Below are 17,154 nucleotides of genomic sequence, written 5' to 3' on the forward strand. Positions count from 1 at the left end.
CGTCGAGAAAAGTTACACAGGCGTCCGTGCACAGGCGGCTGTAACTTTTCGCACCGACGTTTCGTCTTAGTCTCATGAGTTCTGCACCCGAGGTGGACGCGGCGTGGCGCAGCCACCGTCCGTACCTGGTGAATCTCGCCTACCAGATGCTCGGCGACGTCGGCGACGCCGAGGACGTCGCACAGGAGGCGTTTCTTCGGCTGTCACGCGCGTCGCAAGTCGACGACGTCCGCGCCTGGCTGACAGTGGTCGCCGGTCGGCTGTGCCTGGACCAGATGCGGTCCGCGCGCGCCCGCCACGAACAACCCGATGAGTCAGGGGCGCTCGACGCCGCCGTGTCGCGGGACGCCGATCCGGCCGACCGGGTCACGCTCGACGACGAGGTGCGCTCCGCGCTGCTGGAGGTGTTGCGGCGGCTGAGCCCCGGCGAGCGGGTGGCGTTCGTGCTGCACGACGTCTTTCAGATGCCGTTCGAAGAGGTCGCCGAGACGGTGGGCAGGCCGGTCGGCACCTGTCGTCAGCTTGCCAGACGTGCGAGAGCGAAATTCGCAGATTCGGCGGGCTCACGGCCTCGGCCCGCCGATGTGACAGATGTCGAGCACCGGATCGTCACCGAGAAGTTCATCACCGCGTGCGCGAACGGCGACTTACAAGCCTTGACGGCGGTACTGGATCCCGCGGTGTGGGGGATGGCTACCTTTGTCAGCGGTGCGCCCCCGCAGATCAACCACGGGCGGGATTCGGTGGCGCCCAACCTTCTTCATTTCCTCGGCCATGGTGCGACGCTCGTCGCCGGGCCAGCCGGCGAGGTGCTTGGCTTCACCGACCGCAGGCTCGCCGTGGTGCTGGTGCTGACGGTCCGCGGTGACCGGATCATCAAGATCGAGGCGACCGTCGATCCGTCCGCAGCTATTGGTGGGTGACCGCGTGCACCAGCACAGGCTGGTCGCGGTACAGCTGCGGAAACTGTTGCCGCAGCGCGGCTAGCTTCGGCATGTCGTTGACCGCGATGTACGCCGCGGTCGGGTGCGAGTTGAGGTAATCCTGGTGGTAATCCTCGGCGGGGAAGAAACCGGAGTCCGGTTTGGTCTGCGTGACGACGGGATTATCGAAGACCTTCGCCTGATTGAGTTGAGCGATGTAGGCGTCGGCAACCCGCTGTTGCATGTCGTTCTGGGGAAAGATCGCCGAGCGATACTGTTCGCCGACGTCGGGCCCTTGCCGGTTCAGTTCCGTCGGATCATGGACAACGGCGAAGAACACGTGCAGCAGCTGGCCGAACGTCACCTGGCTGGGGTCGTAGGTTATGCGAACGGACTCGGCGTGCCCGGTGGAACCATTGCTGACCGTCTCGTACTGGGCCGTCGACGCGTCGCCACCCGCGTAGCCGGAGACCGCCGCCGATACGCCCTTCACGTGTTGAAATACGCCCTGAACACCCCAGAAGCAGCCGCCTGCCAGCACCGCGGTCTCGCTCGCCCCCTGGCTACCCACAGGCTCGTCGAGCACAGGACTCGGAACCGTTGTCGAGGCGCTTGCCGGGAACAGCGCGAAACCCAGTGCCACGAGCACGGCGAGCGCGGTGATTCCGGCCGTCTTGGCGGTCAACCTCATCGGTTCAGGCTAGCGACTCTAGTTGCGCAAGCGATCGGATCATTCCTTACCGAACTGTGACACTGCTTCTAGGACAACGGTTATGGCCGCCACTGCGGGCATAGATTCCTCTGATGAGCCTGAAGCGACGGCAATTCCTGGTCGGCGCGGCGTCGGCGACCCTCGTTGCGACCGCGGCGTGCGCGCGGGCGGCGTCGGCTAGTCCGCCGGCCGATTTCGAGGTGACTCATACCGACGCTGAGTGGAAGCAGCTGTTGACCACCGAGCAGTATAACGTGTTGCGCAGGGCAGGCACCGAGATGCCGTACAGCAGCCCGCTCAACGATGAGCACAGGCATGGGGTGTTCGGTTGTGCGGGCTGCGCGCTCGACCTGTTCTCCTCTGACACCAAGTTCGACAGCGGCACCGGCTGGCCGAGTTTCTGGCGGCCGCTCGACAATGCAGTATTGGAGCGCCAGGACGACAGCATCGGCATGGCACGCACCGAGGTGCTCTGTCGGCGCTGCGGTGGTCACCTCGGCCACGTGTTCGACGACGGTCCGCAACCGACCGGGCTGCGCTACTGCATGAACGGCGTCGCGATGAACTTCCGTGCCCTCTGACCTACCCGAAGGTGAATGAAAACGCTTGCAGCCCTTGGCTCAGCTGCACCTCGAGCGTCTTGCGGTCGACCTCGCCGTCGGCGGCGATCTGGCGCAAGGTAGGCGGACCGCTGACCGGTATCTGCTTGGACTCGCCCTCGCGGGTGACAGTCACCGTGCCGGTCCCGCCGACCACCAGGTAGACATCGCGCGCGCGGTAGTTCAGTTCGATGGCCGAGTTCGGACCGCTGGCCGTCGCGCCCTGGTAGTCCAGCTTCCAATCGCCTTTGTAGGCGAACGTGTCGTCGGGCAGGAGCGTTGGATAGTCGTAGGTCGTTGTGCCCTCGTCATAGCCACCGGCCCCGCCGTAGTTCACCACCTTGCCGACGCCCAGATAGGTCTCCCGCGTCAAGTCCGATGGGGGAGTCGTGTCGGACGCATCGGTGGGAGCCGGCAGTGTGATGCCGGGGTGCGCTTCGGAAAGGAGTTGGCGGATAAGGGTTTCCGTCTGCGCGTAGTCGCCCTCGCCGAACTTGATGTGGCGCACGGCTCCATTGGCGTCGATCAGATACTTGGCGGGCCAATACCGATTGCGGTAATTGCTCCACGTCGAGTAGTTGGAATCGAGCGCCACAGGATAGGTGATGCCCAGATCCCTGGCGCCGCTGGCCACGTTGGCGGGTACGCGCTCGAATGCGTACTCCGGTGTGTGCACACCGATCACCTCCAGGCCGGCGTCCTTATAGGCCCGATACCAGTCGACGATGTGGGGGATGGCGCGCTGGCAGTTGATGCACGAGTACGCCCAGAAATCGACGATAACCACCTTGCCCCGCAGCGATTTCAGATCGACGGCGGCTTCGTTCGGCGTGTTCAGCCAGCCGGTGATCCCGGTGAGATCCGGGGCGGGCCCGCAGTTTTCCAGCTCGGGCGCGCCGTTGGTGCAGTTGGACAGCTCCTTGTTCTGGTCGTTGACAAGGCCGCCCAGATTCAGCTTTTCGCGCACTTGCTCGTCGCCGCCGACGGTTTCCTGAAGTTTGGCGGTGTAGTCGGGAATGGCGCGTTGTAGCGCGGCGGGCAGGTTGAACACCAGCGCCACGGCGAGCAGGATCGTGACAATGCCTGCGGCGATGCGGATTTCGCGCTGACGTCGGCGAAACGCCGCCACGCGTTCTGAGACACGGCGACCTGCCAAGGCGAAGAACAACAACGGCAGCGCGGCGCCGACCGCGAACGACAGTGTCAGCGCCACCGTCGGCAGACCGATGGTGCCCGTCGCGCCAGCGATGACGATGGCAGCCAGCACGGGACCCGCACACGGCACGTACAGCACGCCAAGCGCCAGACCGAGCCCGAAACCGCTACTGCCGGAACCGAATTGCTTCTGCGGCAGCCGTGAGAACGGCTTCTCCAGCAGCGCTTCGACTCTCGGGAAGATCAGGCCGACTCCGATCGCTGCCAATGCCACCAACGCGACCCAGCGGATCGCGTCCTGCGGCAGGTGCAGCAGTGACAGCAGCGCCGAGCCGGCAAGCGTGACGATTGAAAAGCTCAGCACCAGGCCGCCGATCACGCGGTATGGCCGCGCTTTCGGCTCGCCGGCCTGGGCGCCCGAGAAGAAGATGACCGGCAGTACCGGCAGGATGCACGGCGAGATTCCGGTGATCAACCCACCGAGAAAGCCGATGAGCACGAGGGTGAACATGTCCGCTCTTTTTCATGACCGAGCTGGGCCTGCTCGCGCGAGGCCCAGCTCGGGGAGTGGGTGACCTAGGCGGCCGGGGGCATCAGGACGGTGTCGATGAGATACACGGTCGCGTTGGCCGTGCGGACGCCGCCGCACACCACGCTTGCATTGTCGACCTTCAGGTTGTTGCCCATGCCGGTCACGTCGACCTGACCGCCCTGCACGGTCTTGTGCATGCCGACGACCTGCGCGGGGCTCGCCTGTCCGGGCACCACGTGATAGGTCAGGATGCTGCTGAGCAGATTCGAGTCGGTCTTCAGCTTCTCGATGGTGGCCGGGTCGATCTTCGCGAACGCCGCGTCGGTCGGTGCGAACACCGTGAACTCGCTGCCGTTGAGGGTGTCGACGAGGTTCACGTTGGGGTTGAGCTTGCCCGACAACGCCGCGGTCAGCGTGGTCAGCAGCGGGTTGTTGGACGCCGCCACCGCCACCGGATCCTGCGCCATGCCCGTCACCGAGCCGGGGCCGGTGGGGTTCTGCGCGGCGTAATCGGCGCAACCCGGTCCGACCAGGCCTGCGCCGGGATCCATTGGCTGATCCATGGGCTTTGGCGCCGGACTGCTGGCCGCCATCGTCGAGCTGGTGACGGACGCCGGAGCGGCGGTGGACGGGTCGCTCGAACACGCCGAGAGGCCGAGAACCGCGACGGCGGTCAGGCCTGCCACCGAGATTGCTTGACGGTGAGTAATTTTCATGACGTTGTGACTCCCTTGTCGTGACGGGCGTGGTGCCCGCCTTTGTGCTGACAAGGGGGATTCGGCGTGAGGCGCCTCACGGATGGAAGCGGACCGCTGACGTCACATTTGCGTCACACTTCTCTTTCTCCCAATCGCGAACGTGGGTTACCCGCACGCCTCAGCGGCTTTTTGCGTGCGGGTAACCCACGTTCGCGGGGGTTGTGGATGCGGGACAATGGGTCGGTGAGCAGAACGCGCGTGCTGATACTCGGCAGCACCGGCTCGATCGGAACCCAGGCGCTGGAGGTCATCGCCGCCAACCCCGACCGGTTCGAGGTCGTCGGGCTGGCGGCCGGCGGCGGAAACCCCGCTCTGCTGGCCCAGCAGCGCGCCCAGACCGGTGTGACGTCGATCGCCGTCGCCGACGACGCAGCGGCCGCCGAGGTCGGTGACGTCACCTACGCAGGTCCCGATGCCGCCACCCAGCTCGTCGAGAGCACCGAGGCCGACGTGGTACTCAACGCCCTGGTGGGCGCTCTCGGTCTCAAGCCGACGCTGGCGGCGCTGGCGACCGGCGCCCGCCTGGCGCTGGCGAACAAGGAGTCACTGGTCGCGGGTGGCCCGCTGGTGCTCAAGGCCGCCAAGCCGGGCCAGATCGTGCCCGTCGACTCCGAACACTCCGCGATGGCCCAATGCCTGCGCGGCGGCACCCCCGACGAGGTCGCCAAGATCGTGCTGACCGCATCGGGTGGACCGTTCCGCGGTTGGCCGGCCGAGCGACTGGAGGACGTCACGCCCGAACAGGCCGGCGCGCATCCCACCTGGTCGATGGGCCCGATGAACACGCTGAACTCGGCGTCGCTGGTCAACAAGGGACTGGAGCTGATCGAAACCCACCTGCTGTTCGGCATTCCGTACGACCGCATCGACGTCGTCGTGCACCCCCAGTCGATCGTGCACTCGATGGTGACCTTCACCGACGGGTCGACCCTGGCGCAGGCCAGCCCGCCGGACATGAAGCTGCCCATCGCGCTCGCGCTGGGCTGGCCGTCGCGCGTCGCCGGGGCGGCGCTGGCCTGCGACTTCTCCACCGCCTCGACGTGGGACTTCGAGCCGCTCGATGCCGCGGTGTTCCCCGCCGTCGAGCTGGCCAAAGAAGCGGGCACGAAGGGCGGCTGCCTGACTGCGGTCTACAACGCCGCCAACGAAGAGGCCGCCAAGGCCTTCCTCGACGGTCGGATCAGATTCCCGGCGATCGTGCGAACGATTGCCGAGGTCCTGCGCGCTGCCGACCAGTGGGCCGCCGAACCCGCTACCGTGGAAGACGTACTCGATGCGCAGCACTGGGCCCGCGACCGGGCAAAGGGCGCAGTTTCCCGGGAGGTCGTCACCACCAAATGATGTGGATCATCGGCGTCGCGCTGTTCGCGCTGTTCATCTTGGTGTCGGTGGCGCTGCACGAATGCGGGCACATGTGGGCGGCCCGCGCGACCGGGATGAAGGTGCGCCGCTACTTCGTCGGCTTCGGCCCGACGCTGTGGTCGACGCGGCGGCCCAACAAGCTCGGCTACACCGAGTACGGCGTCAAGGCGGTCCCGCTCGGCGGCTTCTGCGATATCGCGGGCATGACCGCTATCGACGAGATCGCGCCCGAGGACCAGCCCTACGCGATGTACAAGCAGAAGACCTGGAAGCGGGTGCTGGTGCTATTCGCGGGCCCCGCGATGAACTTCGTCATCGGGCTGGTGCTGATCTACGGCATGGCCCTGGTGTGGGGACTGCCCAACCTGCATCCCCAGCCCGCCGCCCATGTCGCCGAAACTTCTTGCGTCGCACCACAACTGAGCAAGGACCAGATGGGCCATTGCGAGGGGATCGGTCCGGCGGCAGCGGCGGGCATCAAGGCCGGCGACATCATCGTCAAGGTCGGCGACAAGGACGTGAGCAACCCCGACGAGATGGTCGCTGCGGTGCGCGAGCTCACCGGTCCGACGCAGTTCGTCGTAGAACGCGACGGCACCAAGATCACCACGATGGTCGACGTCACCCGCACCCAGCGGTGGACCTCGAAGGACGCCCAGGCTCCGTCCACTGTGGGAGCGGTAGGCGTCTCCGCCGCCGAGTTCGGCCCCGTGAAGTACGAGCACTTCAACCCAGTGACGGCGATACCGGGCACCGTCGCGTTCACCGGTGACCTCGCCGTCCAACTGGGCAAGTCGCTGGCGAAGATCCCCACCAAGATCGGCGCATTGGTGCACTCCATCGGCGGTGGCGAGCGCGACCCCGAGACGCCGATCAGCGTCGTCGGCGCGTCGATCATCGGCGGCGACGCGTTCGAGCATGGCTACTTCATGGCGTTCTGGTTCTTCCTGGCGCAGCTGAACTTCGTGCTCGGCGCCATCAACCTGGTCCCGCTGCTGCCGTTCGACGGCGGCCACATCGCGATTGCCGTGTTCGAGAAGATCCGCAATATGATTCGCAAGGCGCGCCGCATCGACGCTGCACCGCCGGTGAATTACCTCAAGCTCATGCCTGCCACCTACGTCATCCTCGTCGTGGTGATCGGCTACATGGCGCTCACGGTGACCGCTGACTTCGTCAACCCGATCAGACCGTTCCAGTAGGAGACACAATGACTGGCCAGACAATCGGGCTGGGCATGCCGGCTCCGCCTGTTCCCACTCTCGCGCCGCGTCGCAAGACCCGCCAGCTGATGGTCGGCAACGTCGGCGTCGGCAGCGACCATCCGATCGCGGTGCAGTCCATGTGCACCACCAAGACGCATGACGTCAACTCCACACTTCAGCAGATCGCCGAACTGACCGCGTCCGGTTGCGACATCGTCCGGGTGGCCTGCCCGCGGCAGGAGGACGCCGACGCCCTGTCGGAGATCGCCAAGCACAGCCAGATCCCGGTGATCGCCGACATCCACTTCCAGCCGAAGTACATCTTCGCCGCGATCGACGCGGGCTGCGCAGCCGTGCGCGTGAACCCCGGCAACATCAAGGAATTCGACGGCCGGGTCGGCGAGGTGGCCAAGGCCGCGGGCGCCGCAGGCATCCCGATCCGCATCGGGGTCAACGCCGGCAGCCTCGACAAGCGGTTCATGGAGAAGTACGGCAAGGCGACGCCCGAGGCGCTCGTCGAATCCGCGCTGTGGGAGGCGTCGCTGTTCGAGGAGCACGGCTTCGGCGACATCAAGATCAGCGTCAAGCACAACGACCCGGTCGTCATGGTCGCTGCCTACGAGCAGTTGGCCGCACAGTGCGACTACCCGCTGCACCTCGGCGTGACCGAGGCAGGCCCTGCGTTCCAGGGCACCATCAAGTCCGCCGTCGCATTCGGCGCACTGCTGAGCAAGGGCATCGGCGACACGATCCGGGTGTCGCTGTCGGCGCCGCCGATCGAAGAGGTCAAGGTCGGCAACCAGATCCTGGAGTCGCTGAACCTGCGGCCACGCGGACTCGAGATCGTGTCGTGCCCATCGTGCGGGCGCGCGCAGGTCGACGTCTACACACTGGCCAATGCGGTCACCGCCGGACTCGATGGGCTCGACTTCCCGCTGCGCGTTGCCGTGATGGGTTGCGTTGTCAACGGTCCCGGGGAGGCACGTGAGGCGGACCTCGGTGTCGCATCCGGCAACGGCAAGGGTCAGATCTTCGTAAAGGGCGAGGTCATCAAGACCGTGCCCGAGGCGCAGATTGTCGAGACGTTGATCGAAGAGGCGCTGCGAATCGCAGAAGAGCGGGGCGACGAGGCATCTGCCAGCGGTTCGCCGATTGTCACCGTAAGCTGAGCATGACCCCGTGAGCGGGGTCACCGCCCCCGGGACCGGTTGAAAAGAGTCTCCATGTCGGCTCCGCCGCTATTCCGCCTCGTCGATGAGCGACGGGTGTCGGTGGTGCGTGACGCCGCGGCGGTGCGCCAAGTGCTCGACGAGGATCCCGTGGGTAGCTGCATGGTGGCCTCGCGGGTTGCCGAGCACGGCGTCGAACCCTCGGCGATCGGCGGCGAGCTATGGACGCGGCGGCGGGTCAGCGAATCGCTGTGCTACGCGGGAGCGAACCTGATCCCGCTGCGCGGCGACCTCACCGATCTGAATGCGTTCGCGGACAAGGCGATGAGTACCGCGCGGCGCTGCTCGTCGCTGGTGGGCCGCGCCGAACATGTGATGCCGATGTGGCGCCGACTCGAGCACGCCTGGGGTCCGGCCCGCGATGTCCGCGAGCACCAGCCGCTGATGGCGCTCGACGGGGCACCGCAATCAGCAATGGATCCCGCGGTGCGCCCGGTGCGTGTCGACGAACTCGACGCCTATCTGGTGGCTGCCATCGACATGTTCATCGGCGAGGTCGGCATCGACCCGCGACTCGGCGATGGCGGCCGCGGCTACCGGCGCCGGGTCGCAGGCCTGATCGCCGCGGGCCGGGCGTGGGCGCGCTTCGAGCGCGGCAAGGTGGTGTTCAAGGCCGAGGTCGGATCGCAGTCGCCGTCGGTCGGACAGATTCAAGGCGTCTGGGTGCACCCGGATTGGCGCGGGCACGGTCTCGGCACGGCAGGCACTGCGACACTCGCATCGGCGGTGGTGCGCAGCGGCCGCATCGCGAGCCTGTATGTCAACGACTTCAACACCGTCGCCCGCGCGACCTATGCGCGCATCGGTTTCAAACAGGTCGGCAGCTTCTCGACAGTGTTGCTGGACTGATTGCCTCGGCAAGTACTGCAGGACCGCGGAACGCGGGCCGGTGATCATCCGGCGAAATGTGCGCCAGCTGTTGACAATTCACAGATCTCCCGCTTATCTCCGCTGCGCATGGCGTGAGAGCTGGGCCAATCTGTCTCGAAACGGTGAAATGACCGATACGTCAATCGCGACCGTGGTTACATCGAGCAAGCGAGGCAAGTAGGGGGCGTCGTGAATGCCGCATCTTTCGTCGGTCGGGTTGGTGGATTAGCTGTCGCACTGGGAATCGGTGCTGCGGGCGCAGGGGGAGCGGCCGTCGCCTGGGCAGATGGCGCGGCAACAACGGACACGAAGGATACGACTGCATCGGCGTCGACGGACTCGACCGCATCCACTGCAGGTGCTGCCGGCCCAAGCGCTTCGGGTGCCGATGATCAGACGGCGCCCGCGGGCGATACTGCGAAGGACACCACCACCACACCGCCGGGTCCGCCAACCGGAACACGCAAGAAAACCACCAAGACGTCCGGTGAATCCGCGGTCACCCAATCGACGACGAACAAGAAATCGCGGCGGTCATCCGCGGCGGCCGTCTCCGATCCCGGCCCGTCTGTCCCGACCTCTCTCAGCGCCAACACGGTGACTGCCAGAACGCCTGGGCCGTCGGCCAATACAACGGTGACCACACAATCCACGGGCGAATCGGCAGGCGCGACAACGCAAACAATGTCGTCATCGTCGGGACTCCAACGAATCGCAGCACCGACAACGCAGACCGAGTCGCTAACCGTTGTCCCTAAGACGGCCCCCGCAACGAACCCGTTGACGACTCTCGTCACGAGTCTGTTGTCGGTGTTCGGTCACAACCCGTCGGCGACCAGCGGTACGCCGGCGGCCCCGATCGACTTGATGGGCATGGTCTGGGGTTTCTTCGACGCAGTTCGCCGCCAATTCGACGGATCCGCGCAAGCCGCGACCGTGCAGCCGGCAGCGATGCTCACCACGAGCCAACGCGCCGCGGCGACGGCCAATCGGGCCCCGACGATCACGTTCAACCCGTCGGAGAACGTCGTAGGCACCGACGGCAAGATTCGCGGTGTCGTGCATGGCTTCGACCCCGACGGTGATGCGTTGAAGTACTCCGTCGGGGCGCGGGCCAACGGCGGCTCGGTCGTCATCGACAAGACGGGCAAGTTCGTCTACACGCCCCCGTCCGGCTGGGGCAACATGGGTAGCACGGACGTGTTCAAGGTCACGGTCAAGGAAACCTACCTCGGCAAGTCGGCAACCACCTGGGTCACCGTCGACAAGTCCACCACCGCCGCGGCGAAATTCGGTTGGGGCTCAACGCCGACGATGACCAATTTCATTGACTCGTCACATCTTTCGGGTTGGTCCATCTACGACGGCCCGATGGACGGGGGCCAATGGCGTCGCACCCCGAATGCGCTGACGTTCAGCAGCCACACCTTGGTGATCACCGGTGACGCACAAGGCAATACGGGCGGCTTGGCGTACTGGCCCGGCGGCACCGGCCAGCAGTACGGCATGTGGGAGGTACGGGCCAAAGCGCCTGCAGGCGCGGCCAATTACAACCCGGTGCTGTTGACATGGCCCGACGCGGAGAATTGGCCCCAGGGCGGCGAGATCGATTTCATGGAGATCCAGAACGACCCGAACCGGACCTATACCAGTACGGCCCTTCACTATTCGGCGCAAAACCTTTGGGAAACAAGCTCAGTGCAGGTTGACGCCACCCAGTGGCACAACTACGCCGTCAAATGGACGCCGACCGAGATCACGGCCTATGTCGACGGAGTGCCGTACTTCACGTCGACCGACACCAGCCACTTCCCGCCGGGGCCGATGCATTTGGCCATGCAGCTCGACGTCGGCGGGTCCGACATCGCCGCAGGCGGCAAGTTCAAGATTGCGTGGGCCCGGCAATACGCCTACACGCCGTGACCCCCGGTTTTCGAAGTCCCACTTGGGTCACGCGTGCCGCTGGCTAGTCTGGCGTCATGGCGGAGTCGGACAACAAGGTCGAGCGCAGGGAGATCGCCCGCGCGATGGTACGGGCGCTTGAATGCAGACATGAGCTGCTCGACGCGGTCGTCGAGTCAGAGGACTACGACGCCGCGATCGAGGCGATCGCCACGCTGGTCGGCACGTCGCTGGTCGCTGCCGAAGCGGTCCTGCGTTTGTCGTTCGATCGGCTCACCAGGGTTTCGCGCGACAGGATCGCGGCCGAACTCGATGACCTGAACAGCCAGCTCAGCTTCATGTCGGAGCAGCCGGCGCGCCATGGCCACAACCTGGTGCTGCGGCCGTTCGCTGCGGACAAGGATCGCGACATCTTCGCCGCACGGACCGACGACGTGCGCGCGGCAGGCGACGGCTCGGGGGCGCCCGCAGGTGATCTCGATGACGAGATCCGCGCAGCCATCAGTCGAGTCGACGCCGAAGAGGCGGCGTGGCTGGTGGCCGTTGACGGTTCGGACAAGGTCGGCATGGTGTTCGGCGAATTGGCGGGCGGCGAAGTCAATGTCCGGATCTGGATTCACCCAGCGTTCCGGAAGCTCGGCTACGGCACGGCTGCGCTCCGCAAGTCACGCTCGGAAATGGCCGCCTACTTCCCGGCGGTCCCGTTGGTCGTCCGCGCTCCTGCCGCAGGGGCTTAGTCGGCGCTGCACTCGGTGCGCCTACCTGAGATTCAGGTCTCGACTTCGTAACATCTGCCTCAATGGCAACTTGGCTCTCAACTGCAACACGCACGGCCAGCCTGTTGATGGCCGTGGCATTGGCGGGGTCGCTCAACGCGTGCACCCCGAAACCGAACGGTCCCGAACCGATCGCCGAAAAGTTCTTCGCCGCCCTGGCAACCGGTGACACCGCGGCCGCATCCGAGCTGAGCGACAAGCCGGCCGACGCCCGGGCCGCGCTGAACGAAGCATGGGCCGGGCTGCAGGCGCAGCGGCTCGACGCGCAGATCCTCGGGTCCAAGTACGCCGACGACACCGGCAGCATCACGTACCGCTACACCTGGCACCTGCCGAAGAACCGGACGTGGAGCTATGACGGCCAGCTCAACATGGTCCGCGAGGAAGGCAAGTGGGAGGTCCGGTGGAGCACCACGGGGTTGCACCCGCGGCTCGGCGAACACCAGACCTTCGCGCTGCGCGCCGACCCGCCCCGGCGGGCGTCGGTCAACGAGCGGGGCGGCAGCGACGTGTTGGTGCCCGGCAACCTGTATCACTTCGCGTTGGACGCGAAATCGGCTGGCGCAGCACTGATGTCGACGGCCAGGGCAGTGGTCGACGCGCTGCGGCCGTTCGACAACTCGTTGGATCCGCAGCGGCTCGCCGAGCAGGCCAGTTCGTCGAAGACCCCGCTGGACCTGATCACGTTGCGTCAGTCCGACCACGACAGGGTGGCAGGGGCGATCGGGGCGCTGCCCGGTGTCGTGGTGACGCCGCAGGCCGAGTTGCTGCCCACTGACGACTCGTTCGCGCCCGACATCATCAATCAGGTCAAGACCGCGGTAATCGACGATCTCGACGGCCAGGCCGGGTGGCGCGTGGTCACCGTCAACCAGAACGGTGCCGACGTCGACGTGCTCAACGAAGTCGCGGGTGCGCCTGCGCCGTCGGTGACCATCAGCCTGGATCGGGCAGTGCAGAACGCCGCGCAGAACGCCGTCAACACCACCGGCAAGAAGGCGATGATCGTCGTGATCAAGCCGTCGACGGGCGAGATCCTGGCCGTCGCCCAGAACGGCAGCGCCGATACCGAGGGACCGCTGGCGACGACGGGGCTCTACCCGCCGGGGTCGACGTTCAAGATCATCACCGCGGGTGCGGCGATCGACCGCGACATGGCTACGCCCAACACGCTGCTGGGCTGTCCCGGCACGCTGGACATCGGGCACCGCACGGTCCCCAACTACGGCGGCTTCGATCTCGGCACGGTCCCGATGTCGCGGGCGTTCGCGAGTTCGTGCAACACCACGTTCGCCGAGCTTGCGAGCAGGATGCCGCCGCGCGGGCTGACCATGGCTGCGGCGCAGTACGGCATCGGACCCGACTATCAGATCGAGGGCATCAGCACGGTTTCCGGTTCGGTGCCGCCGACGGTGAACCTCGCCGAGCGCACCGAGGACGGCTTCGGGCAGGGCAAGGTGTTGGTCAGCCCCTTCGGGATGGCGCTGGCCGCCGCTACCGTCGCTGCCGGGAAAACGCCTGTGCCGCAATTGATCGAGGGTCGGCAGACGGTCATCACCGGGGACCGCACCCCGATCACGTCGAAGATGCTCGACGGGCTGCGGCCGATGATGCGGCTGGTGGTCACCAACGGCACCGCCAAGGATCTCGATGGTTCCGGCGACGTCCGCGGCAAGACCGGTGAGGCCGAATTCGAAGGCGGTTCGCATTCGTGGTTCGCCGGCTACCGTGGCGACATGGCGTTCGCCGCGCTGATCGTCGGCGGCGGATCGTCGGAGTACGCGGTGCGGATGCTCAAAGGCATGTTCGCCCAGCTGCCGCCGGACTATCTGGCGTGACCGAACATGATTGACTTCCAGAACGGTGCGGTCTTCAAGCTCAGCCCGTGCAACCCGCAGGAGATACAAGCGCAGTTGGCGCCGCTTCTGGTCGACGGAGAGGGCGTGTACCTGAGCTTCAAGGGCGTCCGCGATTTCGTTGCTTTCACGAACAAGCGATTGATCGCAGTCAACGTGCAGGGGCTGACCGGAAAGAAGCGGGACTACTCGTCGTTGCCCTACAACAAGATTCAGGCCTGGAGTGTCGAGACGGCAGGCACCTTCGACCTCGACGCCGAACTGGAGTTGTGGTTCTCCGGGCTGGGGAAAGTCCATCTCGACTTCAAGGGCCGCGTCGATATCCAGACCATCGGCAAGCTGATTGGTCAGCACGTTCTCTAAGGCCGATGCGCTCGGTCGTGCTCGACGTGCATATTCCACGGGTGCGACGGTGGAGGTCTTGAGCCCGGGCTGACGGGCGGTACCGTTGGTGGCGGCTATGACGGACATCAACGGTGAGTACGCGATGCGCATCTCCGATGCGGACCGTAACGGCACGCTGCGGCGGTTGCACAACGCGGTTGCCCTCGGCTTGATCGACATCGACGAGTTCGAGGAGCGTTCGGCGTTGGTGTCGCAGGCGCGGCTGCGGACCGACCTGGATTCGCTCGTCGGCGATCTGCCAGGACCCGGCGCGATCGTCACCACCGCCACCGACCGGGTGGAACTGCGTGGCGTGCTCGGCTCGCTCAAGCGCCAGGGGGAGTGGATCGTGCCGACCCGGCTGGCCCTACATCGGCGGATGGGCTCCGTCGACCTGGATCTGACTCGGGCCCGGTTCGCGGGCCCGATGGTCGTCGTCGAACTCGACCTGAAATTCGGCGGTCTCGACCTGCGGCTGCCCGACGGCGCCAGCGCCTCGATCGACGACGTCGAGGTCATCGTCGGCAGCGCACACGATCACCGCAAGGACGCGCCCGCCGAGGGCAGGCCGCATGTCATCCTCACCGGCAAGGTGGTCTGCGGGTCGGTCGACATCCGCGGCCCCCGCCGCTCGTTTCGATTCGGCCGGTCTACTTGAGCGGCTCGTCAGGCACTGAATAGCGCTCTTGGTACGCCCTGACCTCCTCGCGCACCAGCCCCGCATCCAGCCCGGTGTCGGCCCACGAATACCGGCCGCCACCACCGTCACCCGGATGGGCCGCCAAAAATGCGCGCATGTTCTGCTCGGCGACCGGCTCGAGCTCACGGCCGAGTTCGCCGTACAGCGCCCGGATCGTCGCGAATGGATCGCGGACGAAGTCGGCGAACTGCACGTCGACTACCCGCTGCGCCAACGAATCCCGCAGCTTCATGCCGCGCTCGAGGCCGACGACGATCTCCTCTCGCGACTGCGCGGCACATTCGGTGATCGAGCTTTCGTCCGACGCGAGGTGCCGAAGGTGGTGGGTGAGCGCGCTGATCGACGAGATGACGTTGAGCGGATCGCGGTGGGTCTGGACGATCAGCGCGTCCGGGTACTCGGCCACCAGCGCATCGAGCTGCCACAGGTGCGCGGGCGACTTCAGCAGCCACTGTCCCGGCACGCCAGACTGCAAGTGCTGCAAGAACATTCGATGATAGGCGTAGGCCGGGTGATGATCGGCCTCGTAGAGCAGCCACCGGTAGTAGCTGGGCAGGTGGTATTGCACCGAGAAGATCATGCTGCAGAACTGGCCGGCGGTGATGCGGACACACTCCTGACCGACCAGCGCACCCATCGGATGCCACGTCAGCAAACCGGGAACAATCTGTTCGGACATCTCGATACTGGCCTGTGTCTGGGCGATTCGTGGGTCGGTCGCATAGGTATCGGGTTGGGGCAGCGGGAACGGATTGTCGACCTCCCACGTCAGCGGCGGGCGTAGCGCGGGATCCTGGGCGAGCAGGTCGAACAGGATCGTCGTCCCGGTCCGCGGTTGACCGACGATGAAGATCGGCCGGGTGATGGGCTGGGCAGCGACGTCGGGATTCTCGTTGCGCCACTTGATGATCTGCAGACGGCTCGTCATTGCGCGGACGATGTCGAGAACCGCGATCTCGACGCCGATGTCGTTCAACCGGGCCTCCGAGACGAACCCCTCGCACAGCCGACTCAGCCCGTCGCGCCAGGTGTCGTCGGTGCCGAAGTCATCGCTGCCGACAAGCTCGCACGCCTGCTCGATGAGGCGGTCGGATCGAAAGCGCTCGGCGGTCACGCTGTCACGACCGTGGTGCGCACCGCGAACGGTTCCGGGTTGTCGAGCCAGCGCAGCACGACGAAGCCGCGGCGCCGACCCCCGGTATCCAGCCAGTGTCCTCGCCCGAAATCGTTGGCGCCGATCGCGATTCGCGTACTGCCGTCCGCGTCCGGCTGTAGACCTTTGTTGGTGACTGAGCTGTGCCGATGCCGCGGCTCCAGACATTCGTGCCAGATGCTTTCGAGCGTGATGTTCCAGTACCGCGTCTGGGGCGGGCGGAACTCCAGCACCAGCGACTCGTCGGGCTCCAATGCGAATGTGCCGATCATGTACAGGTTGTCGGGTGTGGTGTCGGCGCTGCCCAATTCGGCGGCCTCCGCGGTCAGTAGCTCGTTGGGCCGCGTCATCAACTCGGGTTTCACGGTGCGGTGCAGCGTCGCGAGCTTGACGATCGTCCATGCCATCGCGGTGAACTGCTCGGCCGCGTCGGCGTCGGTGACGGGTTGCAGCGGTGCGGCGTCGATACAGTCGATGTGCATGGTTGCGGGTTCCTCGGTGGCGGCGTCGCCGATGTACTCGCGCACGACGATCGACGAGGCGTCGGCCGGGATGGGTACCCACTGCGCGTCGGCTAGATCGGCAGGCTCGGTCGCGGCGAACACGAGCGTGAACGATCCGGAGTCGAGCTTGAGGTCGGTGTCGCTGAGATAGGCGGCCATCCGTCGCGGCGTCAGGCCCGTGCCCGCGAGCACCTGGAACCCGAGATAGGCGGTGCTGCCGCGGGTTCCGGTGACTCGGTAGGTGCGGTCGCCGCGGATCATCGCCAGCAGGTATCTGCCGTCGGGGTTGGGTCCGCCGACCATCCGGGTTGGCGAGCACATGTCGAAGAAGTGCGGGCGCTCGGCGTCGGCCTGTACCGACAGTTCTGAGCACAGGCCGGTCACCTTGGCGATGACACGCAGCCCGTCCAGTAGTTCGCGTTCGTCCACCGCATCGTCGCTGACCATCTGGGTGACATCGGCCAGCATCTGCTGCACGAAGCGCCACGCCTCGAGTGTTTTCGGCGCCCAATCGTTGCCAATCTTCTCCATGGTG

The 17,154-nt window shown here is 66.0% G+C and carries 17 protein-coding genes; 11 read left to right on the forward strand and 6 right to left on the reverse strand.

The annotated features are described in order from the left end of the window. Positions 1-74: 74 nt before the first annotated feature. Complete coding sequence (gene sigI, locus J3E61_RS21250; protein WP_210084866.1) at positions 75-923, forward strand: RNA polymerase sigma factor SigI; 849 nt, start codon at positions 75-77, stop codon at positions 921-923. On the opposite strand, the gene msrA is transcribed toward sigI, so the two are convergent. Continuing rightward, positions 910-1,614, reverse strand: a complete 705-nt coding sequence (msrA, locus tag J3E61_RS21255; RefSeq protein ID WP_210084867.1) for a peptide-methionine (S)-S-oxide reductase MsrA — start codon at positions 1,612-1,614, stop codon at positions 910-912. The two genes, sigI and msrA, sit on opposite strands and share 14 nt — an antisense overlap. A 113-nt stretch (positions 1,615-1,727) precedes the next feature. On the opposite strand from msrA, the gene msrB reads away from it, so the two are divergent. Then, the gene (gene msrB, locus J3E61_RS21260) at positions 1,728-2,216 is read left to right on the forward strand and encodes a peptide-methionine (R)-S-oxide reductase MsrB (protein ID WP_210084868.1); all 489 of its coding nucleotides are present in this window, start codon (positions 1,728-1,730) and stop codon (positions 2,214-2,216) included. 1 nt (position 2,217) lies between these two features. Here msrB and J3E61_RS21265 read toward each other — a convergent pair whose 3' ends face one another. After that, positions 2,218-3,900: a cytochrome c biogenesis protein DipZ gene (locus J3E61_RS21265; protein WP_210084869.1), complete on the reverse strand. Its 1,683-nt coding sequence runs from the start codon at positions 3,898-3,900 to the stop codon at positions 2,218-2,220. 65 nt (positions 3,901-3,965) lie between these two features. Then, a complete protein-coding gene (locus tag J3E61_RS21270) occupies positions 3,966-4,637 on the reverse strand; it encodes a fasciclin domain-containing protein (RefSeq protein ID WP_192721079.1) in 672 nt (223 codons plus the stop codon). Positions 4,638-4,844: 207 nt separating this feature from the next. Between J3E61_RS21270 and J3E61_RS21275 the strand changes: the two genes are divergently transcribed. The 4 genes from J3E61_RS21275 to J3E61_RS21290 are packed head-to-tail and all read left to right on the forward strand — an operon-like array spanning position 4,845 to position 9,324. After that, positions 4,845-6,020, forward strand: coding sequence for a 1-deoxy-D-xylulose-5-phosphate reductoisomerase (locus J3E61_RS21275; RefSeq protein ID WP_210084870.1), 1,176 nt, complete (start codon positions 4,845-4,847; stop codon positions 6,018-6,020). Further along, positions 6,017-7,243, forward strand: coding sequence for a site-2 protease family protein (locus tag J3E61_RS21280; protein ID WP_210084871.1), 1,227 nt, complete (start codon positions 6,017-6,019; stop codon positions 7,241-7,243). Before J3E61_RS21275 ends, J3E61_RS21280 begins: the two co-directional genes overlap by 4 nt. An 8-nt stretch (positions 7,244-7,251) precedes the next feature. Beyond that, positions 7,252-8,415, forward strand: a complete 1,164-nt coding sequence (gene ispG / locus J3E61_RS21285; RefSeq protein WP_210084872.1) for a flavodoxin-dependent (E)-4-hydroxy-3-methylbut-2-enyl-diphosphate synthase — start codon at positions 7,252-7,254, stop codon at positions 8,413-8,415. 54 nt (positions 8,416-8,469) lie between these two features. Next, on the forward strand, positions 8,470-9,324 hold the full coding sequence (locus J3E61_RS21290) for a GNAT family N-acetyltransferase (RefSeq protein WP_192721075.1): 855 nt from the start codon (positions 8,470-8,472) through the stop codon (positions 9,322-9,324). A gap of 413 nt (positions 9,325-9,737) precedes the next feature. On the opposite strand, the gene J3E61_RS21295 is transcribed toward J3E61_RS21290, so the two are convergent. Continuing rightward, entirely contained in the window at positions 9,738-9,989 is a 252-nt protein-coding gene (locus J3E61_RS21295; RefSeq protein WP_210084873.1) for a hypothetical protein, read from the reverse strand. 136 nt (positions 9,990-10,125) lie between these two features. Between J3E61_RS21295 and J3E61_RS21300 the strand changes: the two genes are divergently transcribed. The 5 genes from J3E61_RS21300 (at position 10,126) to J3E61_RS21320 (ending at position 14,921) form a co-directional block, all read left to right on the forward strand. Beyond that, on the forward strand, positions 10,126-11,268 hold the full coding sequence (locus J3E61_RS21300; protein WP_192721073.1) for a family 16 glycosylhydrolase: 1,143 nt from the start codon (positions 10,126-10,128) through the stop codon (positions 11,266-11,268). Positions 11,269-11,324: 56 nt separating this feature from the next. Continuing rightward, positions 11,325-11,984, forward strand: a complete 660-nt coding sequence (locus J3E61_RS21305; RefSeq protein WP_192721072.1) for a GNAT family N-acetyltransferase — start codon at positions 11,325-11,327, stop codon at positions 11,982-11,984. Positions 11,985-12,046: 62 nt separating this feature from the next. After that, positions 12,047-13,861 carry a penicillin-binding transpeptidase domain-containing protein gene (locus J3E61_RS21310; RefSeq protein WP_210084874.1) on the forward strand — a complete coding sequence of 605 codons (1,815 nt, stop codon included), beginning with the start codon at positions 12,047-12,049 and terminating at the stop codon, positions 13,859-13,861. 6 nt (positions 13,862-13,867) lie between these two features. Further along, entirely contained in the window at positions 13,868-14,242 is a 375-nt protein-coding gene (locus tag J3E61_RS21315) for a PH domain-containing protein (protein WP_210084875.1), read from the forward strand. 97 nt (positions 14,243-14,339) lie between these two features. Further along, a complete protein-coding gene (locus tag J3E61_RS21320; protein ID WP_192721069.1) occupies positions 14,340-14,921 on the forward strand; it encodes a DUF1707 domain-containing protein in 582 nt (193 codons plus the stop codon). On the opposite strand, the gene J3E61_RS21325 is transcribed toward J3E61_RS21320, so the two are convergent. Then, complete coding sequence (locus J3E61_RS21325) at positions 14,914-16,077, reverse strand: sulfotransferase (protein ID WP_210084876.1); 1,164 nt, start codon at positions 16,075-16,077, stop codon at positions 14,914-14,916. The two genes, J3E61_RS21320 and J3E61_RS21325, sit on opposite strands and share 8 nt — an antisense overlap. Beyond that, complete coding sequence (locus tag J3E61_RS21330) at positions 16,074-17,150, reverse strand: DUF1214 domain-containing protein (protein ID WP_192721067.1); 1,077 nt, start codon at positions 17,148-17,150, stop codon at positions 16,074-16,076. The genes J3E61_RS21325 and J3E61_RS21330 overlap by 4 nt, the downstream gene beginning before the upstream one ends. Positions 17,151-17,154: the final 4 nt, after the last annotated feature.

The sequence above is a fragment of the Mycobacterium sp. OAE908 genome (assembly GCF_017872775.1).
Classification (GTDB): domain Bacteria; phylum Actinomycetota; class Actinomycetes; order Mycobacteriales; family Mycobacteriaceae; genus Mycobacterium.